Raw genomic sequence first — 21,355 nt, forward strand, 5'->3', positions numbered from 1 at the left:
CATAACAGGCCTGAAAACAGGAAAAGGAAAGACAAAATGAATAAAAGGTCAGTTTATGACACATAAAGTCAGAAACAGTACATTTTAACACAGAATTACTTCGCTTATAATGTGTTTATAGTAAGGAAATATTAATAAAGCTTTTGAAAGAGGGGTGCATGGGAGAGATGAAGGCATTGGTACAGGGAAAGAAAAAGAACACGGTCCTCCACAGGATGAAGAAATACAGGATATTATATTTGCTGGCAATTATCCCCTTTGCCTACTTGATCGTATTTCGCTACTGGCCTATTTTTTTACAGTTCGTGCTGGCCACGAAGAACTATACGATTAAGGGCGGCATATGGGGGAGCGAATTCATCGGGCTGGATAATTTTGCGCAGCTGTTCCATTCCCGGGAATTCAAGAAAATATTGTTCAATACGGTTCGGATTTCCCTGCTGAGGCTGGTATGCGGATTCGTGCCTCCGATTATCCTGTCTATCATGCTCTTCGACATGAACAGCGCGGTTTTTCGGAAAATCAGCCAAAGCATTTTGTATATTCCGCACTTTTTCTCATGGGTCATCGTATATGCAATCGCCCAGGTGCTGTTCCAGAATACGGGGTATATCAACAGCTTTCTGAACCTGCTGGGAATCGAGTCCAAACAGTTCTTGATGTCGGAGAGGTACTTCCTGCCGATCCTGATCGGCAGCGGGGTGTGGAAGAGCCTGGGCTGGTCCACGATTCTCTATCTGGCGGCCCTGACCAATATCAATACGGAGCTGTTCGAGGCGGCGCGTCTGGACGGGGCCGGTCCGATTCAGAGGATTCGCTACATCACGCTGCCAGGGATTGTGCCGATTATCGTCTTTTCCCTGATGATGAACCTGGGCTCTATCTTATCTGCGGCTGGCACGGAACAGATTCTGCTGTTCTACAACCCTACGAACTATGAAGTCAGTGACGTCATCGGAACCTGGCTCTACAGACAGGGGCTGGGAAAGATGAAATATGGACTGGGGGCGGCGGTCTCCGTTTTCGAGTCCTCGGTGGGGCTGGTTCTGGTATTGATCAGCAATAAACTGGCAAATAAGTTCGCCGGACTGGGCATATGGTGATTCGGCGGGGAAAGAGGAAAGGAAATCATGAAGAAAAGACAGATAAATACAGAAAAGGTATATCAGGCAGTCATTGCGGCAGTCGTCGCCATATTAGTGCTAGTATCGCTCTTTCCCTTGATTTACGTGGCGGGTCTGTCCTTCACCAGCCAGCAGGAATATATGTCCAGAGGAAACCTTATGGTAATCCCCTACAGGCCTACGCTGGAGGGATACAAGAGGATTCTGTTCAGGGACGATACATACCTGAAAGGGCTGTTGGTGAGCCTGTTACGGACAGGCATAGGCACGGCAGTGACGCTGGTCTGTACGCTGATAATGGGCTATCTGCTCTCAAAGGAGGATTTGCCGGGACGCAGGGGAATGCTCTTCGCGGTTATGGTCACTGTCCTCTATAACGGGGGGATGATTCCTACCTTTCTGACGGTGAAAGGTCTGGGGCTGCTGGACACTTTTTGGGCCATGATACTTCCGGGAATGGTGGACACATGGTCGGTGCTGGTCTTCAAGCAGTTCTTCTCGGGCCTGCCTAAGGAGGTGATAGAATCAGCGGAAATCGACGGATGCGGGGAACTCAGGATGCTGGTGCAGATAGCGGTTCCGCTGAGCACGGCGGTCATGGCGGCGCTGGGGCTGTTCATGGCGGTAGGGCAGTGGAACGCATGGTTCGATGCCCTGATATACCTGCAGAAGAACACAGATTTGTATCCGCTTCAGCTGCTCCTGCGCAACGTATTCGCGAATGCGAATATGGGCTACAATTCGAGCATTCAAGTGGATATGATGAAAAATCAGACGGACACATCGCTGCGGATGGTGGTGACCATGATAGGGACGGTGCCCATCCTGTGCGTCTATCCGTTCCTGCAGAAATATTTCACTTCAGGAGTATATATGGGGGCTGTCAAGGGCTGACGGTCCAAAGCAGTCGACAGGTGGTTGCTATTCACAGTGACAATAGATGACAGCTTTTTCAGGGACGGCCGCTCTGAGGAATGTCGGTAAAATGAATGCAGAATGAATGCAGAAAGGAAAGGTAGTATGAAGAAAAAGAAGATGATGCAGATGCTGGCGCTGACTATGGGTGCGGTGTTGTCTATGGCCGCATGCGGGAACACGGATTCCGGGAACAGCCAGGAAAGCTCACAGCCTGAGAACTCTGAGAGCGCTGATAGCAGCGATGCCGCTGAAAGCGCAGAGGAGGAAGGGACGGAGGCGGATGAAGGCGGGGAGGCCGAGGGAGAATCGGATGTGGAGATTGAGGTTTTCATCACAGGTCCCTGGACGTCTCGCGCTCCGGCGCAGGACGACCCTTATGAAGCGTATATCGAACAAAAGTTCGGAGGAGACTGGTCCCTTACCTGCGCTACAGAAGGGGAGACCGAGCTGGTGACAAGGTTCAATTCCGATGCCGCGCCTGACCTGATTGGATTCGGGAATGTGGCACAGCTGGACATGATTTATAACGAAGGCGTGCTGATAGACGACTGGAATGTCTATGCGGACAAGATTCCCTCTGTGCTGAAGAATATGGGCGAGGATCAGATTGGGTATTACACCACGGAGGACGGAAAGCTGAGGGCTCTGGGCGGGATGCCGGGAGGTCAAATCTGGTCGTTCATGATCAGGCAGGACTGGCTGGACAACCTGAATCTGGAAATGCCCACCAATCCGGATGAACTGCTGGAGGTCATGAAAGCTTTCACGTTTGACGACCCTGACGGGAACGGCGTGGACGATACCTACGGCTTCACGTCGGCCGGAGGAGGCGAGGGAATCGGCGAGTTGGCGAATCTGGTGCTGATGTATGGAAATCCTGATTTCTATGTCACGGATGACAACCAGGTGAGCCATCCGATTTTGGACGGAGCCTATAAAGAGTTCTTGGATTTCGCGAAGAAGATGGTAGATGAAAAGGTGATCGATCCGGACTGGTATACAGTGGGCTGGCAAGACAGGAAACCCAATCTGTTCAAGGGAATCTACGGCGTCTGCTGGTATCCGCCTGAAGCCCTGATGATGGAGACCGCGGGAGGCGGAGGGGACGAGTCCCTGGCCACCGGATGGACCGTCATGGATATGTGCGGCGGAAAACTGCCAGCGCTTGACCTGCTCTCTGATACGCCTCGCTCCATATCCGCAGCTGCAGCCGAGGACAGCGCAAAGATGGACATCATATGTGACTTCCTGGAGAAGACCGCAGGGCTGAGCGACGATTACCTGAATATCCGCTTCGGGGCAGGAGGAATCGATGGGGATACGATGGGATACGTGAGAAATGAAGATGGCTCTGTCTACGCCTGGCAGGACGACTTTGACAATACCGTGTTCGGCTCGAGCAATGCCTGTGAATGGGGACACGCGGTCGTGTCATATCCGGTGGAGCTGACAGTGGGGTCTACGGAGCAGGTGGATATCTGGACAGAGAGGGCCATGGAGATGAAGCGCCAGCTCATGGGCGCGGATCGCTGGGCGATAGATTACCGTTTCCTGAATCCGGATTCCACAGTGAAGGCGGAAGCGGACAATGTGAAAGATCAGTTTACCAGCAGGTACATTCTGGGCGAGACAGACGACTACGATGGTTTCGTGGAGCAATGGAAAGAAGCCGGAGGACAGGAGCTGCTGGAGGATGCCGAGAAGACATTTAAGAAATATGGCCTGATGGAGTAGCTAAGGCGAAAGGCAGATGGGGGAAGGTGCTGTTTCATCGCCCGTCTGCCTTTTCTGCGCACGAAAGCGCGTCAGGGCATAGAGGAGCATGAGTGGTTTACCCTTTCTATTGTGCCATGGGAGATTTGGGGAGAGGAATCGCATTGGCCACCAGCAGGGAGATATCAAAAGGAGATGAGAGAGATGGAAGATAGAGAATACAGCAGGCCTGTTCCTTTGGGCAGGACGCATGTCACGGACGCATTCTGGGAACAGGAGATGGAACTGGTGAGGAGGGAAGTCATCCCTTACCAGTGGAAGGCGCTGAACGACCAGATTCCTGATGCGGAGCCCAGCTACTGTATGCATAATTTCAAGGTCGCAGGGAAGATGAATGTCAGGAGGAAAGAGCTTGGAAAAGAATATGTGCCGGTGAAATGGCCGCTTGCTCCCTCCTGTCACCCGGAGGACAGGAACCATATGGAGAACCGGTTCTACGGCAATCGGTTTCAGGACAGCGATTTCTTCAAGTGGATTGAGGCTGCGGCGTATTCCCTGGCCCAACGTCCGGATCCGGAACTGGAGAAGACGGTGGACGAGGCGGTCGCTGCCGTGTGTGCGGCCCAGCTCGAGAACGGGTATCTGGATACATACTACATCATAAACGATATGGACTATATTTTCACGAACCTGCGGGACAACCATGAGCTGTACTGTTTCGGGCACCTGACGGAAGCGGCGGTGGCCTACTATCAGGCAACGGGGAAAGACAGGCTCCTGCAGGCAGCCAGAAAATATGCGGATTATATCGATTCCTGCTTCGGCTCGGAGGAGGGCAAGAAGAAAGGGTATCCCGGCCATGAGCTGGCGGAGCTGGCGCTGGTGCGCCTCTATGAGCAGACCGGCGATGAGAGATACTTGAAGCTGAGCCGTTTCTTCATAGAGCAGAGGGGCACGAGGCCGTATTACTATGACCAGGAGCATCCGGAGACCGTGGAGAAAGGCAGGGAAGGGGATATCAGACACTGGTACTATCAGGCGCATCTTCCGGTACGCGAGCAGAAAGAGGCAGTGGGCCATGCGGTCCGTGCGGTCTATCTGTATTCCGGCATGGCGGATGTGGCGCGCCTGACAGGCGACGAATCGCTCTATGAGGCCTGCGTGACTCTCTGGGATAATATCACGAGAGAGAAAATGTACATCACGGGAGGAATCGGGGCCAACAGCCTCGGGGAGATTTTTTCCTATAATTATGACCTTCCCAATGACACTGCATATGCGGAGAGCTGCGCCGCAATCGGTCTGGTCTTCTTCGCGAGGAGAATGCTGGAGATAAAGGCGGAGAGCCGGTTTGCAGATGTAATGGAAAGAGCCCTCTACAATGGAATCCTCAGCGGCATGGCGCTGGATGGAAAGAGCTTCTTTTACGTAAATCCGCTGGAATGTGTTCCGGAAGCCTGTCACAAGGATACGCGGAAACGCCATGTAAAGCCGGTGCGGCAGAAGTGGTTCGGCTGTGCCTGCTGCCCGCCCAATATTGCCAGAACTTTGAGCTCCATCGCTTCTTATGCCTATACGGAATCGCCGGACACCCTGTATGTGCATCTGTATATGGGGAGTGTGGTGGAAAAAGAATTCGCCGGCAAAAAGGCCGAAATCCATGTGACTTCCGGATTCCCATGGGACGGAAAAGTAGCTCTGGAAGTGAAGGTGGAGAAAGAGGCGGAATTTACGATTGCTTTCCGCATTCCGGGGTGGTGCGATTCTTACATGGTGAACGGAGTGGTCGGGGAGATGGAAGGCGGGAATGTCAGGGATGGTTATCTGTATGTAAGACGGACATGGAAGGACGGTGACCGTCTGGAGCTGGAATTCCCTATGAAAGTGCGCATCATGGCAGCAGACTCAAGAGTGCGGGAAGATATCGCAAAGGTAGCCGTGACGAGAGGGCCTGTCGTATACTGCATGGAGGAGGCGGACAATGGGGCAGACTTGCATCTGTACCGCCTTGCGGAGAATCCGGAGCCTGCTGAATATATGACAGAGAAGGTAGGCGCGCCCGTGACAGGCATATCCACTAAGGCACTGCGGATGAAAACACGGGAAATAACTGAATTATATGCGGAATACCAAAAACCTGAATACGAGGAAACAGTTGTGGAATGGGTGCCCTACTACACGTGGGCGAATCGTGGGGAAGGAGAGATGCAGGTCTTTATCAGAGCTGAGTAAGTGATGGGATTTCGTGAGAAATGAGAGAAATATAGGTTATAATTCGGCCCGGGGCAGAAGATGTCTCGGGTTGTCTGTGTTTCATAAAAAGAATCTGTTCTGGACATTCTAACTGAATAGGGATTCCATTAGCGTCCGGAATGTGGTATTCTATATTTGGAACCAGGGATGAGGTAAAGGGTATCGCAGGTCGCGGAGCTGATTCCTATTAAAAACGGATTACCTCCACTACAGGGTCTGTGTGACCTGGACGGCGGAGGATAAGGAGAATAGGAGGAACGAATGAAAAGCAGATTGTTTTACGGTCTATTTATTGTCTATGCTGCCATGGTGGCGTTCGTGCTGAGCATCAACGGTGTTTTTACCGGAGAAATCGAATCTGTCAGCAACCTGGTCATCAACGGCGCCTTTCTGGGAATCATCGGTATCCTGTTCGTCATGTCGGCGGCCAGCTTCATGCGGCTGAATCGCCTTACGGACGAGCTGGAGGATGCCGCGGGAGACCTGAAAGAAGCTTATAAAAAGGCGGGAAACCAGAATGTGTGGAATGAGCTGGAGAAAGATAAGGATTTCTTCGAGGAGGAAAACCTGAAGAAAGCCTTTGACAGATTCCTGCAGCAGATGAGAAGCAGCCGGGTGGGAAAGAGATATGCCAGCTCCTGTAATATAGAGGATTACATCAATGAAGAGCTTCTGGACAGGGTGGGCAGCAGCCATTTTAATTCCGCCATTTCCGGCACGATGACCGGACTGGGAATCCTGGGTACTTTTATCGGGCTGTCCCTGGGGCTTGGCTCTTTCAGCGGAGACGACATCTATACGATTTCCGACAATGTGGGGCCCTTGCTGTCCGGAATGAAAGTAGCCTTTCACACTTCGGTATACGGCATTATCTTCTCTTTGATTTTCAATTTCATCTACCGCAGCATCATGGCGGATGCTTACGGAAAGCTGGAGTATTTTCTGGGCGCGTTCAGGCAGTGCGCTGCGCCGCCTGTAAGCACCGGCGACGAGAATACGGCCGCCATGCTGGTATACCAGGCGAACCAGGCCAATTATATGAAGGAACTTCTGGAATTGGCTAAGGGAGAGGCAAAGGAACAGACACAGGCCCTGGAGCAGATGGCCCGCTCTTTTGTGGAACAGCTGCAGTCCGTGATGGGAACCGAGTTAAAGAATCTCGGCGCAGCCCTGGAGCAGGCCTCCCAGACCCAGGTTTCCGGCGCGGAGAACAACAAGGCGCTTCTGGAGGCGGTGAGCGACCTGGCGGAATCCAACCGCCATATGCAGGAGAACATGGCGCATATGCTCAAACAGCAGGAGCAGCTGGCGGAGGATCTGGCGAAGCAGCGGCGTGAACTGGAGAGTGTCTGCAAGGAAATCAGCCAGGATGTGAGCAGCCAGCTGTATACCTTTCAACAGATGAGGACTTTGTATGAAGACAAAAAATAGACGAAGAAACAGAGAGACATTTTCGGAAAACAGTTACTGGCAGTCCTATTCGGATATGATGGCAGCGCTGCTTTTGATATTTGTGCTGATCATCGCCATCACTCTGGCCATCTACAGGCAGAAGACCGTGGACCTGGAGCAGTCCCAGAACAGTCTGGGAATCGCCAGGCAGGAGCTGGAGGAGGCCAAAAAGGATCTGGAGGAGTACAGGGCGGTCATCGAGAAATCCAACGAGGAGCTGGCCAGTTCCCTGGCGGAGCTCCAGCAGGCCTACGCCAATGCGGCCCTGACCCAGGATGAACTGAACAAGGCCTATCTGGAGATTGAGAACGCCAGGAACGAACTGACGGCTACCCAGCAGGAACTGGAGGATATCGTCGGCATCCGCACGGACATCATCGGAGCCCTGCAGACCGCCTTCAACAATTCGGCCATGAGCGTGGACGCCCAGACCGGCTCCATCACCTTTTCCTCTGACGTCCTGTTCCGGTACAACAGCGCGGCGCTGTCCGCGGACAGCCGCAGCACCCTGCAGGAGATTATCCCCATGTACCTGGATGTGCTGATGCAGGATCAGTTCAAGGAGTATATAGCCGAGATTATCATCGAAGGCCATACAGACACGGACGGCACCTATGAGTCGAATATGGAGCTGTCTTACAACAGGGCCTACTCCGTGGCCAGATTCTGCATGGATTCGAAGAACGGCCTCACGGAGGAGAAGATAGAGCAGCTCAAGAGCATCCTTACGGTCAACGGCCGCTCTTTCAGCCAGCCGATTTATGTGACCGACGCCCAGGGGAACCCCACGGACCAGGTGGACATGGCGGCCTCCCGGCGGGTGGAGATTAAGTTCAGGCTCAAGGAGGACGAGATGATTGAAAAGATTGAGGAGGTGCTCAGACAATAGACTGCGGTTTGGCTCCGGATGTCTTTTGAAAGCAAAAAGGAAGCGCGGCTCCATATGCCGCGCTTCCGTGCCTTTTCTGGCTGTTATCTGGCGCTTGCCGAATCTTTATAAACCAACGCGAATGCGCAATAGGCATCCGTTTCGAAAGTGACAGTATCTGAAGCGGAATCCAAATCAGCTAATACAATAGGCTGTCCGTCTTCGTTGACGCAGATCATCCGGAACGTCCTGCCGGCCTTTTGCAGCTCCTGAGGAATCGTCAGTGTAATCCTTGCCTTGCTGTCCGCCATTCCGCTGGGACAGATATTATAGGTCCTGCCGATAGTGTAATCTCCCAATACGGTCTTAAAGGCGAGATAGCACAGATATCCCTGCTCGGAATTCTCCACAGTGACATCGTAGGCGTTCTGCGGGTCTGTGGTGAAAGCCGGCACTTCTGTGCTCTGGGCTGCATACTGTTTCTCCAGATAAGCTATATACTGCTCCAGGACATCAGCCGCAAGCCCCCAGTCAGCCGGATTGAACTCCCATGCCGTCTTCGCCGGCTCCTGGCTGGCGGCGCCAGGATTTAACGGAATCATATCCGACCATTCGCTGTCCGCATATTTCGTGACGTCCCTGGTTATGGTGCAGACCCTTACATAAACGACATAGTCTAACGACATGCTTCCGCTAAAGTTGATGGAACTTTCATTCAGCCCTTGTTGGAAGACGCGTTTTCCTCCGGCCCACAGTTCGTAGTTGAATCCGTAATCCGTCCCCAGAACATATCCCTCCCCGCCCTCTGCAAGCGTACACGAGACAATGCCGGCCTCGTTTACACTGACCATGGGCTTCGGAAGCCGGATGTCTGGCTTCTGATACTCGAAAGTTTCGCTGCACTCTGACCGTACAGAAGAGTCGTTTGTCAACAACTCGATTTCAAAGGAATAACTGCCTGACTGGTCAAAATAATGATAGAGATCCAAGGTGACGGTGCCTGACTGGCTGATAAGGGGACCGCTGAATTTCTTGCAGCTTCCGTCAGGACAGTAGACATAAGCATTCGCCCTGTACGTCCACCCATCGGGATTCGGATTATCGAAAATACCCTCTCCCTTAGCACTCCATCTCAGATTCTGCGCGGCCTGGAGCGAGGATGCCCTGGACGTGCATCCATGCTGTGTCTTCCAGAGCATTTTGTTTACATTTTATTTACTCATGCGTTTGTCGTGGGCATTTTACCGGAAAAAGTTTTTCCATGAATTGTCAGTGTCTTGTCCGCTTTTCAGAGATATGATAAAATGGAGCAAATGGAAATATTTTAGCATAATTTTATGCTTTCTTTATTGACCTTTGCCGTAATGATGTTATATTTGTTATAGAACAAAAATTTAGGAGGCCTATGACATGAACATACAGAAATTCACGCAAAAATCAATGCAGGCCGTGGAAGGCTGCGAGAAATTGGCATTAGAGTACGGGAACCAGGAAATCGAGCAGGAGCATCTGCTCTACAGCCTGCTGACCATCGAGGACAGCCTGATTCTGAAGCTGATAGAGAAGATGGAGATTCAGAAAGAACACTTCGTGAACCGGGTGGAGCAGGCCATAGGCAAGCGCACCAAGGTCCAGGGCGGCCGGGCTTACGTGGGAGCGGACCTGAACAAGGTGCTGATAAGCGCGGAGGATGAGGCTGGTCAGTTAGGGGACGAATACGTGTCCGTGGAGCATCTGTTCCTGGCCATGATCAAGAATCCCAACCGGGAAATCGCCCAGATCTGGAAAGAATACGGCATCACCAGGGAGCGTTTCCTCCAGGCCCTGTCCACCGTCCGGGGGAACCAGCGGGTGACCAGCGACAACCCGGAGGCCACCTATGACACCCTGGAGAAATACGGCCAGGAGCTGGTGGAGAAAGCCAGGAACCAGAAGCTGGATCCGGTCATCGGCAGGGATACGGAAATCCGCAACATTATCCGCATCCTTTCCCGGAAGACCAAGAACAATCCCGTGCTGATTGGCGAGCCCGGTGTCGGCAAGACTGCGGTAGTGGAAGGCCTGGCCCAGCGTATCGTCAGGGGAGACGTGCCCCAGGGGCTGAAGGACAAGAAGATTTTCGCCCTGGATATGGGCGCTTTGGTGGCCGGAGCGAAATATCGCGGCGAGTTCGAGGAGCGGCTGAAAGCGGTGCTGGAGGACGTGAAGAGCAGCGACGGCCAGATTATCCTCTTCATAGACGAGCTGCACACCATCGTGGGGGCGGGCAAGACGGACGGCGCGCTGGATGCCGGGAATATGCTGAAACCCATGCTGGCCCGGGGCGAGCTGCATTGCATCGGCGCCACTACCCTGGACGAATACAGGCAGTATATCGAGAAGGATGCCGCCCTGGAGCGGCGGTTCCAGCCTGTGATGGTGGAGGAGCCTACGGTGGAGGATACCATTTCCATCCTCCGGGGCATCAAGGAGCGCTATGAGGTCTACCACGGCGTGAAGATTATGGACAATGCCCTGGTCAGCGCGGCAGTGCTCTCCAATCGGTATATTTCAGACCGCTTCCTGCCGGACAAGGCCATCGACCTGGTGGACGAGGCCTGCGCTTTGATCAAGACGGAACTGGACAGCATGCCCACGGAACTGGATGAGATGCAGCGCAAAATCATGCAGATGGAGATTGAGGAGGCAGCCCTGAAAAAGGAGGACGACCGCCTGAGCAAAGAGCGTCTGGAGAATCTGCAGAAAGAACTGGCGGAGCAGAAAGAGGATTTCGCTTCCAGAAAGGCCCAGTGGGACAATGAGAAAGCTTCCGTGGAGAAGTTGTCTAAATTACGTGAAGAAATAGACGCTGTGAACAGCGAGATTCAGATTGCCCAGATGGAGGGCAACCTGGAGAAGGCGGCGGAGCTCAGCTACGGCAGACTGCCCGCTTTGAAGAAGCAGCTGGAGCAGGAGGAGCAGGCGGGCGCCACGGACCGCTCCCTTGTCCGGGAGAAAGTCTCCGACGACGAGATTGCGCGGATTATATCCCGCTGGACCGGGATTCCCGTGACTAAGCTGACAGAGAGCGAGCGGAACAAGACCCTGCATCTGGACGAAGAACTCCACAGGCGGGTCATCGGCCAGGACGAGGGCGTCACCAAGGTGACGGAGGCCATCATCCGCTCCAAAGCCGGCATCAAAGACCCCTCCAAGCCCATCGGCTCCTTCCTGTTCCTGGGCCCCACCGGCGTGGGCAAGACGGAGCTGGCCAAGTCTCTGGCGGCGAGCCTCTTCGATGACGAGAACAATATGGTGCGCATCGATATGAGCGAATACATGGAGAAATACTCCGTGTCCAGGCTGATTGGAGCGCCTCCCGGATACGTTGGCTATGAGGAGGGCGGCCAGTTGACCGAAGCGGTCAGGCGCAAGCCCTACAGCGTGGTGCTCTTCGATGAGATTGAGAAGGCTCACCCGGATGTGTTCAATGTGCTGCTGCAGGTGCTGGACGACGGGCGCATCACGGACTCCCAGGGCAGGACGGTGGACTTCAAGAATACGATTCTGATTATGACCTCCAATATCGGTGCGGGCTTCCTGCTGGAGGGCATCCGGCCAGACGGCCAGATCGAACCGGAAGCCGAAGCCCGGGTGATGAACGAGCTGAGGGCTCATTTCAGGCCGGAATTCCTCAACAGGCTGGACGAGACCATCCTGTTCAAGCCGCTGACCCGCGAGAACATCGGCGGCATTGTGAATCTGATTATCGCCGACCTGAACCGGAGGCTGTCGGACAGGGATCTGGGCCTGGAGCTGACGGAGGAAGCACAGCGGTTCATCGTGGACAATGCCTACGACCCGGTGTACGGCGCGCGTCCTTTGAAGCGGTATATCCAGAAGCACGTGGAGACCCTGACGGCGAAGCTGATACTTTCGGACGGCGCAGGCAGCGGCGACACCGTGTTGATAGATTTGGAGGACGGAGCCTTAAAAGCTTCTGTAAAGTATTAGTAAAAACGGTAAAATTAAGGAAAAGCTATGGCATGCAGGCCTCTCTGCGGCAGGAACCGCCGCAGGGGGCTGTTTTCTGCTGTTTTTCGGAGTTCACGGAATTTCTTAAGGATTTTTAAGAAATCGCTTCATAAAATCCTAAATTCTTTCCTTTATAATGAGAAAATGAAATATACATGAGGAGGATTCTTATATGGCAGCAGGTGCAAACGGCAAAAGGAGACTGAGCCGGAGCAAGACGAAACTGATTTTGTTCGGCATAGAAATCGTTATTATCCTGATAATGCTGACAGTGTTATATCTGGTCATGCATAAATCCAGCGACGGGCCAAAGATGGCGGAACTGGATCCCCAGGTGCTGGAGATTCATGAAAATGTGCAGCAGCTCAAGGAGGAGGGCGGCACCATGCAGGGCTACCGGAACATCGCCCTGTTCGGTCTGGATGCGGAGAACGACTCCCAGCTGTACAAGAGCAGCCACAGCGACAGCATCATGATTGCCAGTGTGAATATGGATACCGGGGATATCAGGCTGGTCAGCGTCTACCGCGATACATACCTGAATCTGGGTAATGACGATTACTGGAAGGCTACACAGGCATACTTTTCCGGCGGCGCGGAGCAGGCGGTGAAGATGCTGAATATGAATCTGGACATGGACATCACGGATTTCGTAGCTGTGGGATATAAGGGTCTGCGCAATGTGGTGGACGGGTTGGGAGGCATCTATATCAATGTGGAAAACGAAGAGATAGTGCACCATCTCAACAATTACCAGATAGGCATTTCCAATGTGCTGCAGTGCGACTACACCCCCGTGACGGAACCGGGCTATCAGCTGCTGAACGGAATGCAGGCCACGGCATACTGCAGAATCCGCTATGGCGGAGGGGATGACTACAAGCGTACCGCCAGGCAGAGGGAAGTCCTGATGGCATTGGAGGAGCAGGCAAAAAAGACGGATCTGGTGACCCTGACCAAGGTATTCAACGACTGTATAGGCGACATCTATACCAGCCTTGATTCCGGCGATATCCTGGATCTGCTGGCGGATATCGGGAAGTACAGCATCGTGGAGCAGAATGCCATTCCCCAGGAGGGCATGCGCACTGTGGGCAATATCGGCGCCAAGGGCAGCTGTATCGTGCCGAAGAGCCTTGAGGACAATGTGGTATGGCTGCATGAATTCCTGTTCGGCGACGAGAATTATACTGTCACGGAGAACGTGAAAGAGTACGAGAACAAGATAAAGGCCGACACGGAGGCTTATCTGACTGAGTGACAAGAAAAGGAGCGCCGCGGCGCTCCTTTTTCTTGTCAATGGGGAGGACCTCTGGTAAAATAAGGATGAAGAAACAGAGGGAAAAAAGAGGAGGTGAGGAGGATGCTGCCCACAGACCCGGTCATGCTGCTCAGCTTCGTGAATACGAAACTGAGGGATTTCTATGACAGCCTGGACGCCCTGTGCGGGGATCTGGACGCGGACAGGCAGGAAATCATGGACAGGCTGCAGAAGATCGGTTATTTTTACGATGAAGAAAGAAACCAGTTTGTGTAATTTCCTGTTGTAATTTTCCTTTTTTTTTGATATGATTTAACAGGTGAATAATACGGTTACATGTCGGAAAATCCGACTTGCAAAAATTTTATTTGGAGGATTTAAAAATGGCAAAAAAACGTAACATTATCGTAGGTCAGTCAGGCGGCCCTACTGCTGTCATCAACTCCAGCCTTGCAGGCGTCTACAAGACGGCCAAGGAAAGAGGCTTCCACAAGGTATATGGAATGCTTCACGGCGTGCAGGGCTTTCTGGACGAGCAGTATGTGGATCTGTCCACTCAGATTCATTCCGATATCGATATCGAGCTGCTGAAGAGGACTCCGTCGGCTTTCCTGGGCTCCTGCCGGTATAAGCTGCCGGAGATTCATGAGAACCCGGAGATTTACGAGAAACTGTTCGAAATCATGGACAAGCTGCAGATTGAGGCCTTTATCTACATCGGCGGCAACGACTCCATGGATACCATCAAGAAGCTGTCCGACTATGCGATTCTCAAGGGACATTCCCAGAAGTTCCTGGGCGTGCCCAAGACCATCGACAATGATCTGGCTCTTACCGACCATACCCCCGGTTTCGGAAGCGCCGCCAAGTACATCGCCGCTTCCACAAAGGAAGTCATCCGCGATGCCCTGGGCCTGAACTACAAGAAAGATTCCATCACCATCATCGAGGTCATGGGACGTAACGCAGGGTGGCTCACCGGCGCTACCGCTCTGGCCAAGACAGAGGAGTGCGAGGGCCCGGATGCCATCTATCTTCCCGAGGCCGTGTTCGATATCGATAAATTCCTGAAGAATACCAAGGAGCTTCTGAAGAAGAAGAACTCAGTGGTCATCGCCGTATCCGAGGGCATCAAGGTGGAAGACGGCAGATATGTATGCGAGCTGGGCGGCGGCGCGGAATATGTGGACGCTTTCGGCCATAAGCAGCTCCAGGGAACGGCCGCTTATCTGGCGGGCTTCCTGGGCGCGGAGATTGGCTGCAAGACCCGCAGCATCGAGTTCTCCACCCTTCAGAGGAGCGCTTCCCATATGGCGTCCCGCGTGGACGTGGACGAGGCGTTCATGGTAGGCGGTGCGGCTGTAAAGGCGGCTGACGAGGGCGATACCGGCAAGATGGTGGTCATCGACCGCGTCTCCGACGATCCTTACCAGAGCGCGGCAGGCATCTATGACGTGCACAGAATCGCCAACCACGAGAAGCTGGTTCCCCGCAACTGGATGAACAGGGACGGCAACTACGTGACCCAGGAGTTCATCGATTACATCGAGCCCCTGATCCATGGCGATTACCAGCCGTTCATGGTCAATGGTCTGCCTCAGCATCTGGTGCTCAGGAAAAAGTAGATTCATATTACAGGAATTTGATAAAGAAAGCACCCGCTGGGATTGGCGGGTGCCTTTTTGTAAATGGCTTTCGTTATGGACAGGAGGAAAGTTGCCATGGAAATGTCAACGGAGAAAACAGAGGAGAAAAGATGGCGGAATATGCCCGGGCAGCCCTGGGCGGGATTTGCGTCTTTCATCAGGACGCATTTCGTTCTGGCAGCGGGGATGGCTGCTTTTCTGGCATTGGTCTATGGGGAACAGGCCTTTTCCAATTATTTTTATATTGACAAGGAAGTCTTCGTGAACAATCCGGGCACTTTTTATAATTGGGGTGAGACAGGACGGTTCGGGCTGGTTCTGATGAACCGGATTCTGGGGATGAACTGGTACAATCCCTATCTGGGAGGGATGCTGTTTTTGGCCGGTCTGTGGCTTGCGGCTATGGCGGCGGGATACCTGTTCCATTTTGTGGAGCGAAAGCTGACGGCTTCCTTTCTGGCGCCGTTCATGCTGCTGTTTGCGGTATATCCCACCTATGCGGAGTTGTTCGCCTTTCAGTTCGTGGCCTATGAAATCGTGCTGGCCATGGTGCTTCTGCTGGTGTCGGACTGGTACCTGGTGCGGGCGGTGCGGGAAAGGAACAGGGTGTCATTTCTTATGTCCATTCCCTTTGCGGTCATCGCTTTCGGGTCATACCAGAGTCTCGTTCCCTTGCAGCTGTGCCTTTATCTGGGCATTTTCCTGCTGTACATATATGCGCAGAAAGGAGAAAGAAAAGCTGTTTTTTCGTTTATCTGCCATAGCGCGGTTCATTTTATAGCTGCCCTGGGGATTTATGAACTGATTGCAAAGATTTTCTTTTCAGGGAGCAATTATCTTGATACTCAGGTTTTATGGCGGACAGAGGACTGGAGGACTTGTCTTCTCTATATCGTGAGGAATATACTGCATGTGGTAACGGCAAGAGGGGCTTTTTTTACGATTGCCTATGACTTATGCTGCGGGATAGGGCTCGCGGCGCTGGTGATTCTGGCAATCAGGTATCGCCGGAAAGCTGCCTGGTATGGGCTGGGGCTGCTGGGCGTGGCTCTTTCCCCGTTTTACCTTTCATTTGTGACAGGGGCGATTCCGGCCAATCGGACGCAGATAGTGCTTCCTATGGCGAACGGTGTGCTGTGGCTGTTCGGGAGCCTGGTCATATCTGAGGAGCTGAAATCCCATTGGAAAAAGGCAGGGAGAGGACTGCTGGTGACTGCCGGCTGCTGCATGATCTATCTCAATCTCATGCCTGTCATGAGGATATTCTACACCAGGGATGTGGTTGGGAAAGCGGATGAGGCGATAGCGGCGATGATAGTGGACGAACTGAACGATATTCCGTCTATTGTCAGTGAGGAGAAAGGGGTCATCTTCATCGGGCGCAGGCCGGCGCAGCTTAACAATGCCTGTTATACCTTGGAGGAATGCTGGACTTACGTCATCATGTCTGCGTTTGAGCTGGACTATGATTTTGAACCATATTATTATCATAGTTCCCGGCGGATTCTGGGCTTCCTTGAGACCTTGGGCATCTGGCATCTTTCGCTGCTGGACGCGGAGCTGCTGCCTGCTGCTTATGAGGACAGTGAGGACATGCCTGTGTGGCCTCTGGAGGGATCGGTCAGGGAGTTTGACGATTATGTGATTGTCAAGCTGGGAGAGAATGAATTCTGACGGATGAGGACTGAGTCGGCTTTTCGCCGGCAAGGAGGTTTCGGACGAAAGGGTCTGTGAATGGAAATGCTTCGAAGCGCATATACTGCACTAAGGAAATGACGGGGACCAGGATTTGATATGAAGAAAATGACGACGGCAATCCTACTATTAGATTTGATGGCGGGATTGCTTTTTTTAGGTTTATACGGGATGCGCAGCGGGGCGGTGGTGACGGACAGCGGCATTGTGCGGATAGGGGAGGAGGAACAGCTGGAGGAGGCGGACGTGAAGAAGATTGCGATTACCTTTGACGACGGCCCGCACCCCTGCTATACGGAGCAGCTGTTGAACGGATTGAAAGAGCGTGGAGTGGTAGCTACGTTTTTCGTAACGGGGGAGCATGCGGAATTACATCCGGATATTATCGAGAAAATGTTTGAAGAGGGGCATTTAATTGGAAATCATACATACAGTCATATCCAGCTGACCAAGAGCAACCGGGAGAAATTCAAAGAAGAACTAATCAAGACCAATGAAGTATTGAAGGAAATCACCGGGGAGGAAGTACAGTATGTGCGGCCTCCCTATGGTTCCTGGGATAAAAGCTTTGAGAAGGAGCTGAATATGTTCCCGGTGCTCTGGACCGTGGATCCGCTGGACTGGAGTTCCCGGAACGTGGGGCGGATTACAGAGAAAATCGTCAGCAAGACCGGGGAGAACGACATTATTTTGATGCATGATTATTATGATACCAGCGTGACGGCAGCGCTGAAGGCTATCGATAAGTTGCTGGAGGAGGGGTATACATTTGTGACGGTGGAGGAGATTTTGTTTGATTAATTGGATGAAAAGATAGTGTAAATCACGCTGTTTTGTGTTATGATAGGAGTGAGCGGACAAAAAGGTGCCGAAGTGCATATAACCGTGATATGCGAGGTGAGGACAAATGAGCGAGATTGTAATGGATGACGTTGTTATTAAAAAAGTGAAAGAAGAAGTCACAGACATGATAAAAACAGTAATGGGAAAAGACCTGATAAAGATAATTTTATATGGTTCGTGTGCGCGCGGTGATTATTCACAGGATTCAGATATAGATATTGCTCTGATTATGGCTTGCGACAGACTGGAAGCCAAAAAGTATAATGAAAAAATCGCCGAAATTTCCATGAGGCTGGCAATGAAATATTTTTCGGTAGTGAATTTTGTCTGTTTGCCATATGCCGAGTTTACAAAAAAGAAATTCTGGTATCCCTATTTTCGAAATATAGATTCAGAGGGAGAGGTATTGTATGGATAAAGAATATTTTGATGCCCTTGCCCAAATAAGATTGAAGAGATCAAAGGAGCTGTTGGAAGAGGCAATCGGATTATTGGAGAGGGATTTCTATAAGTCGGCAAACAACAGAGCCTTTTACGCAATGGAAAAAGGCATAAAAGCCCTCTTGGCGGAAGTGAGGGTTGAGGTGACAACACACAATGGGGGACTAAAACAGTTTAATTACTGCTTTATCTATAAAGGAGACGGTACTTTTACGCCTGAAGACTATCAGAAAATTGCGAGTGCAGAACAAATTCGGAATGCTTCTGATTATGATGATTTTTATATTGCCAGCAAGGAGGAGACAAGGCAGTTAGTAGAAAATACGAAGTACATTGTGGATAAGATAGAGAGGTATATGATAAGCAGAAAAGAGGAAGAGGCTTAAGCAGCAGGTTTGGCAGCCAATGCAGAAAGAAAGCTTTATTATGATTAGGACATATATGCTTGAAAACGGACAGAAACCTACAGAAGAGTAACTCAGGGAAGTAGAGGAGGCGAAAAAATATCCGATCACATTTGACGAGGACTGCCCAGAATTATTGAAAACTCTAATCCCCCAGCTATGCTGGGGAGAATAGAGTAAGCGGCAGCGGTGAGGATACCATAAAAAAAGCCTTCTGTGATACAATGAGTAAGGTGTCGCAAGCCAAACTCAAAGAACAGGAGGCGTCCACATGGACAAGAAAGTTTATCACATACTACATGGAAATGCCAGTACCATATTGTTTTTATCCTCAAATACAGAAAAAATAAGCTGTATGGTCAGGTAAGAACCAATGTACAGGAGATTATTCAGACGCTGTGCAAGTATAAAGGGATAGAAATAGTTTAAGGAGCGGTATGCATAGATCACGTACACCTGTGTGTAAGTGTACCGCCAAAGATGGGTATCTCGAGCTTCATGGGATACTTAAAAGGAAAAAGTACCTTGATGATATATAACAGGCATCTGGAATTGCAAAATAAGTGGAACAAAGCATTCTGGGCAAGAGGGTACTACGTAGCAACAATAGGCAATCTGACAGAAGAAGCGATTAAGAAGTATATCGCAGAACAGTCGGAAGAGTCAAGAAAAGAAGATGACGAAGGATCCGCTTTTTAGCGGAAGCAAGTAACAATGCTTGCGACACCCGCCTTTTAGGCGCGTAAGTAATAGAGGTCCCTTAGGGTGCCTTAGCCCCCCACTTGAAGTGGGGGTTGGTGACTAAAAACTCTGGAGGAAGCCATATGAATAAAGCCAAGGAGCGCGCAAGGGAAATACTTGATCTCTATCTTAATGCTGTCAGAACTCTTGATTTTGTCAGGTCGGTGATATTAGTCGGTTCTCTTTCAGATGACACATATACCGGAAATGCTGGCAGTGATATCGACTTAGTCCATATAGTATCTGACGAAGTGGATTATTACTTTGCAAAAAAGCAAATCGCGGAGTTTATCGGCAAAGTGGAGGATGCAACCGACTAGGACATTCCAATCGCAAAAGTGGTTTTCCAGCTAAGTCACTTGCTGCATCCTTACAGTTATGATTTTATGCCGTCACAGGAAAATAAGGATCTGATAGAGCGCCCAGTTGAGGTGCTTCGTATCCTGGACAGCGGAATTACTGTATATGGGGAAGACTTGATACAAAAGATCGAACGTCCGACACGCGCCGATGTAGAAATGACCCAACAGCTCAACGCTGAACAGCTTGAGAAATTAAAGGATACTGACTGGTATAAAAACGAATATATAAAAATAGTAGCCCATCCTACGATACGAATGATGACTCAATTCGTTCTGACTACAGCCATGTCAGAATATTACTATTACACAGAGAAAAGCTGTTCAAGCAAGTATTACATTTTGGAGCGGGTTGAGAAAGAATGTCCCCAAATTACTTATTTAAGCCTATTACGGCTTTGCCATAAAAACCGCTTTTTGCCCGATAAAATCACAGAACAGGATATTGAGACTATGAACAGAGAATACCAGACTAGTTTCAGAACACGGCCAAAAACCTGGCTCAGATAACTAATGCCGCATTGTTGAATACATCAAATGACAACATATTCTATTGTTTAGAGGAGTACATCTTATGTGGCAGTTTTTTAGAGAATACATCAGCGATTCGGACACGATTGGGGCGAATTGCCATGTGGGTGAAGAGCTTGGTGAAATATTCTGTGGGGCTGTCCTTCTCCAGGCTGATAGCGGAGCCGGAGACAAAATAGTCCGTGACCTGATCCAGCCATTTCTTCAGCACGTCTTTCTTGCTTTCAAAATTGCGGTAGAAAGAAGCCCTGCCCACCCTTGCGTGGCTGCATATTTCACTGATGGTAATCTCGCTGAACGGGACATCTTTCAGCAGCTTTAGAAGGGCGTCCGTTGTGGGTGATAAAATAGAAGTATGGTGTTGTAAAAGCTGGCTTACAGGAGCAGAGTTCTGGAAGTCAGCTATTTATGTGATTTTATGAAATATGATTGTAGAGGAAGTCAGCTTTTGTTATAATATGGATGTAGTGTGCTGGATGAAATCAATCTGCGAGGACACATCATGGAAGAGATTAATGAGTTGGAAAGACAATTAGACAGTGCTCATAAAGAAAATAAATAATAATCCATTTTTGATTCCTATGTCGTTGAATTTTTGAATCTGCCAAGTCCATATAAAGAAAATGATCTTAGGAAAGCATTGATTCTTAATATGCGGGATTTTATCTTGGAACTGGGAAGAGATTTTACTTTTATAGATGCAGAATATAAAGTGCAGGTTGGCGGAGAAGATTATGCAATAGATTTATTGTTTTTTCATCGAGGGTTACAATGTTTAGTGGCGTTAGAATTAAAGATTGGAAAATTTAAACCGGAATACGTTTCAAAGATGGATTTTTACCTGGAGGCGTTGGACAGACAGGTGAAAAAGGAGCATGAGAACCCAAGTGTAGGATTAATCTTGTGTGCAGCAAAGAATGATGAGGTTGTAGAATATGCAATGAGCAGGAGCATGTCACCGATGCTTGTGTCTGAGTATAAATTACAATTGCCGGATAAAAAAATATTGCGAGAAAAGTTGCAAAAGTCAATAAATATATCGGAATAATTGAATATTTATGAAAAGAGAGGTATTCAATTTAAAACCAAAAA

The 21,355-nt window shown here is 50.7% G+C and carries 19 protein-coding genes and 1 pseudogene; 18 read left to right on the forward strand and 2 right to left on the reverse strand.

Annotated elements, in window-relative coordinates; translation table 11 throughout:
- Positions 1 to 158 precede the first annotated feature (158 nt).
- The 6 genes from NFS35_RS15325 to NFS35_RS15350 all read left to right on the forward strand — a co-directional run bounded on the left by NFS35_RS15325 (position 159) and on the right by NFS35_RS15350 (position 8,349).
- Positions 159 to 1,103, forward strand: coding sequence for an ABC transporter permease (locus tag NFS35_RS15325; RefSeq protein WP_251208001.1), 945 nt, complete (start codon positions 159 to 161; stop codon positions 1,101 to 1,103).
- A 27-nt stretch (positions 1,104 to 1,130) separates the two neighbouring features.
- Positions 1,131 to 2,018 carry a carbohydrate ABC transporter permease gene (locus tag NFS35_RS15330; RefSeq protein WP_251208002.1) on the forward strand — a complete coding sequence of 296 codons (888 nt, stop codon included), beginning with the start codon at positions 1,131 to 1,133 and terminating at the stop codon, positions 2,016 to 2,018.
- 126 nt (positions 2,019 to 2,144) lie between these two features.
- Positions 2,145 to 3,776 (forward strand): type 2 periplasmic-binding domain-containing protein, encoded by a 1,632-nt coding sequence (locus NFS35_RS15335; RefSeq protein ID WP_251208003.1) that lies wholly within the window; start codon positions 2,145 to 2,147, stop codon positions 3,774 to 3,776.
- Positions 3,777 to 3,959: 183 nt separating this feature from the next.
- Positions 3,960 to 5,987 carry a glycoside hydrolase family 127 protein gene (locus NFS35_RS15340; protein ID WP_251208004.1) on the forward strand — a complete coding sequence of 676 codons (2,028 nt, stop codon included), beginning with the start codon at positions 3,960 to 3,962 and terminating at the stop codon, positions 5,985 to 5,987.
- A 282-nt stretch (positions 5,988 to 6,269) separates the two neighbouring features.
- Positions 6,270 to 7,439 (forward strand): MotA/TolQ/ExbB proton channel family protein, encoded by a 1,170-nt coding sequence (locus tag NFS35_RS15345; protein WP_251208005.1) that lies wholly within the window; start codon positions 6,270 to 6,272, stop codon positions 7,437 to 7,439.
- A complete protein-coding gene (locus NFS35_RS15350; RefSeq protein WP_251208006.1) occupies positions 7,423 to 8,349 on the forward strand; it encodes an OmpA family protein in 927 nt (308 codons plus the stop codon). Before NFS35_RS15345 ends, NFS35_RS15350 begins: the two co-directional genes overlap by 17 nt.
- Positions 8,350 to 8,432: 83 nt before the next feature.
- Here NFS35_RS15350 and NFS35_RS15355 read toward each other — a convergent pair whose 3' ends face one another.
- Positions 8,433 to 9,527: a hypothetical protein gene (locus NFS35_RS15355; protein ID WP_251208007.1), complete on the reverse strand. Its 1,095-nt coding sequence runs from the start codon at positions 9,525 to 9,527 to the stop codon at positions 8,433 to 8,435.
- Positions 9,528 to 9,738: 211 nt separating this feature from the next.
- Here NFS35_RS15355 and clpB point away from each other — a divergent pair, with 211 nt between their 5' ends.
- The 11 genes and pseudogenes from clpB to NFS35_RS15410 all read left to right on the forward strand — a co-directional run bounded on the left by clpB (position 9,739) and on the right by NFS35_RS15410 (position 20,242).
- Positions 9,739 to 12,321 (forward strand): ATP-dependent chaperone ClpB, encoded by a 2,583-nt coding sequence (gene clpB, locus NFS35_RS15360; protein ID WP_251208008.1) that lies wholly within the window; start codon positions 9,739 to 9,741, stop codon positions 12,319 to 12,321.
- A gap of 193 nt (positions 12,322 to 12,514) precedes the next feature.
- Complete coding sequence (locus tag NFS35_RS15365) at positions 12,515 to 13,603, forward strand: LCP family protein (protein WP_251208009.1); 1,089 nt, start codon at positions 12,515 to 12,517, stop codon at positions 13,601 to 13,603.
- Positions 13,604 to 13,705: 102 nt separating this feature from the next.
- Positions 13,706 to 13,879: a DUF4250 domain-containing protein gene (locus tag NFS35_RS15370; RefSeq protein WP_251208010.1), complete on the forward strand. Its 174-nt coding sequence runs from the start codon at positions 13,706 to 13,708 to the stop codon at positions 13,877 to 13,879.
- A gap of 107 nt (positions 13,880 to 13,986) precedes the next feature.
- Positions 13,987 to 15,228: a 6-phosphofructokinase gene (locus tag NFS35_RS15375; RefSeq protein ID WP_251208011.1), complete on the forward strand. Its 1,242-nt coding sequence runs from the start codon at positions 13,987 to 13,989 to the stop codon at positions 15,226 to 15,228.
- Between the two features lie 96 nt (positions 15,229 to 15,324).
- Positions 15,325 to 16,923 (forward strand): glucosyltransferase domain-containing protein, encoded by a 1,599-nt coding sequence (locus NFS35_RS15380; protein ID WP_251208012.1) that lies wholly within the window; start codon positions 15,325 to 15,327, stop codon positions 16,921 to 16,923.
- 120 nt (positions 16,924 to 17,043) lie between these two features.
- Entirely contained in the window at positions 17,044 to 17,745 is a 702-nt protein-coding gene (locus NFS35_RS15385; RefSeq protein ID WP_251208013.1) for a polysaccharide deacetylase family protein, read from the forward strand.
- Between the two features lie 106 nt (positions 17,746 to 17,851).
- The gene (locus NFS35_RS15390; RefSeq protein ID WP_251208014.1) at positions 17,852 to 18,205 is read left to right on the forward strand and encodes a nucleotidyltransferase domain-containing protein; all 354 of its coding nucleotides are present in this window, start codon (positions 17,852 to 17,854) and stop codon (positions 18,203 to 18,205) included.
- Positions 18,198 to 18,614, forward strand: coding sequence for a HEPN domain-containing protein (locus tag NFS35_RS15395; protein ID WP_251208015.1), 417 nt, complete (start codon positions 18,198 to 18,200; stop codon positions 18,612 to 18,614). Before NFS35_RS15390 ends, NFS35_RS15395 begins: the two co-directional genes overlap by 8 nt.
- A gap of 297 nt (positions 18,615 to 18,911) precedes the next feature.
- A pseudogene (gene tnpA, locus NFS35_RS15400) lies at positions 18,912 to 19,331 on the forward strand (IS200/IS605 family transposase); the annotation flags it as partial.
- A 125-nt stretch (positions 19,332 to 19,456) separates the two neighbouring features.
- Positions 19,457 to 19,693 (forward strand): nucleotidyltransferase domain-containing protein, encoded by a 237-nt coding sequence (locus tag NFS35_RS15405; RefSeq protein WP_251208016.1) that lies wholly within the window; start codon positions 19,457 to 19,459, stop codon positions 19,691 to 19,693.
- Positions 19,694 to 19,711: 18 nt separating this feature from the next.
- On the forward strand, positions 19,712 to 20,242 hold the full coding sequence (locus NFS35_RS15410) for a hypothetical protein (RefSeq protein WP_251208017.1): 531 nt from the start codon (positions 19,712 to 19,714) through the stop codon (positions 20,240 to 20,242).
- 40 nt (positions 20,243 to 20,282) lie between these two features.
- Here NFS35_RS15410 and NFS35_RS15415 read toward each other — a convergent pair whose 3' ends face one another.
- Positions 20,283 to 20,669, reverse strand: coding sequence for a TetR/AcrR family transcriptional regulator (locus NFS35_RS15415; protein ID WP_330640265.1), 387 nt, complete (start codon positions 20,667 to 20,669; stop codon positions 20,283 to 20,285).
- Positions 20,670 to 20,858: 189 nt separating this feature from the next.
- Between NFS35_RS15415 and NFS35_RS15420 the strand changes: the two genes are divergently transcribed.
- Entirely contained in the window at positions 20,859 to 21,311 is a 453-nt protein-coding gene (locus NFS35_RS15420; protein ID WP_408629641.1) for a PDDEXK nuclease domain-containing protein, read from the forward strand.
- The last annotated feature ends 44 nt before the right edge of the window (positions 21,312 to 21,355 follow it).

Source organism: Acetatifactor aquisgranensis, from assembly GCF_943193215.1.
In the GTDB taxonomy this organism is placed as follows: Bacteria; Bacillota; Clostridia; order Lachnospirales; family Lachnospiraceae; genus Acetatifactor; species Acetatifactor aquisgranensis.

Excerpts from the sequence above, each read along its gene's own strand:
- NFS35_RS15325 (WP_251208001.1), top strand. The coding sequence starts at position 159 with ATGGGAGAGATGAAGGCATTGGTACAGGGAAAGAAAAAGAACACGGTC.
- NFS35_RS15370 (WP_251208010.1), top strand. The coding sequence starts at position 13,706 with ATGCTGCCCACAGACCCGGTCATGCTGCTCAGCTTCGTGAATACGAAA.
- NFS35_RS15345 (WP_251208005.1), top strand. The coding sequence starts at position 6,270 with ATGAAAAGCAGATTGTTTTACGGTCTATTTATTGTCTATGCTGCCATG.
- NFS35_RS15375 (WP_251208011.1), top strand. The coding sequence starts at position 13,987 with ATGGCAAAAAAACGTAACATTATCGTAGGTCAGTCAGGCGGCCCTACT.
- NFS35_RS15340 (WP_251208004.1), top strand. The coding sequence starts at position 3,960 with ATGGAAGATAGAGAATACAGCAGGCCTGTTCCTTTGGGCAGGACGCAT.
- NFS35_RS15355 (WP_251208007.1), bottom strand. The coding sequence starts at position 9,527 with ATGCTCTGGAAGACACAGCATGGATGCACGTCCAGGGCATCCTCGCTC.
- NFS35_RS15330 (WP_251208002.1), top strand. The coding sequence starts at position 1,131 with ATGAAGAAAAGACAGATAAATACAGAAAAGGTATATCAGGCAGTCATT.
- NFS35_RS15335 (WP_251208003.1), top strand. The coding sequence starts at position 2,145 with ATGAAGAAAAAGAAGATGATGCAGATGCTGGCGCTGACTATGGGTGCG.
- NFS35_RS15350 (WP_251208006.1), top strand. The coding sequence starts at position 7,423 with ATGAAGACAAAAAATAGACGAAGAAACAGAGAGACATTTTCGGAAAAC.
- clpB (WP_251208008.1), top strand. The coding sequence starts at position 9,739 with ATGAACATACAGAAATTCACGCAAAAATCAATGCAGGCCGTGGAAGGC.
- NFS35_RS15395 (WP_251208015.1), top strand. The coding sequence starts at position 18,198 with ATGGATAAAGAATATTTTGATGCCCTTGCCCAAATAAGATTGAAGAGA.
- NFS35_RS15385 (WP_251208013.1), top strand. The coding sequence starts at position 17,044 with ATGAAGAAAATGACGACGGCAATCCTACTATTAGATTTGATGGCGGGA.
- NFS35_RS15405 (WP_251208016.1), top strand. The coding sequence starts at position 19,457 with ATGAATAAAGCCAAGGAGCGCGCAAGGGAAATACTTGATCTCTATCTT.
- NFS35_RS15380 (WP_251208012.1), top strand. The coding sequence starts at position 15,325 with ATGGAAATGTCAACGGAGAAAACAGAGGAGAAAAGATGGCGGAATATG.
- NFS35_RS15365 (WP_251208009.1), top strand. The coding sequence starts at position 12,515 with ATGGCAGCAGGTGCAAACGGCAAAAGGAGACTGAGCCGGAGCAAGACG.
- NFS35_RS15390 (WP_251208014.1), top strand. The coding sequence starts at position 17,852 with ATGAGCGAGATTGTAATGGATGACGTTGTTATTAAAAAAGTGAAAGAA.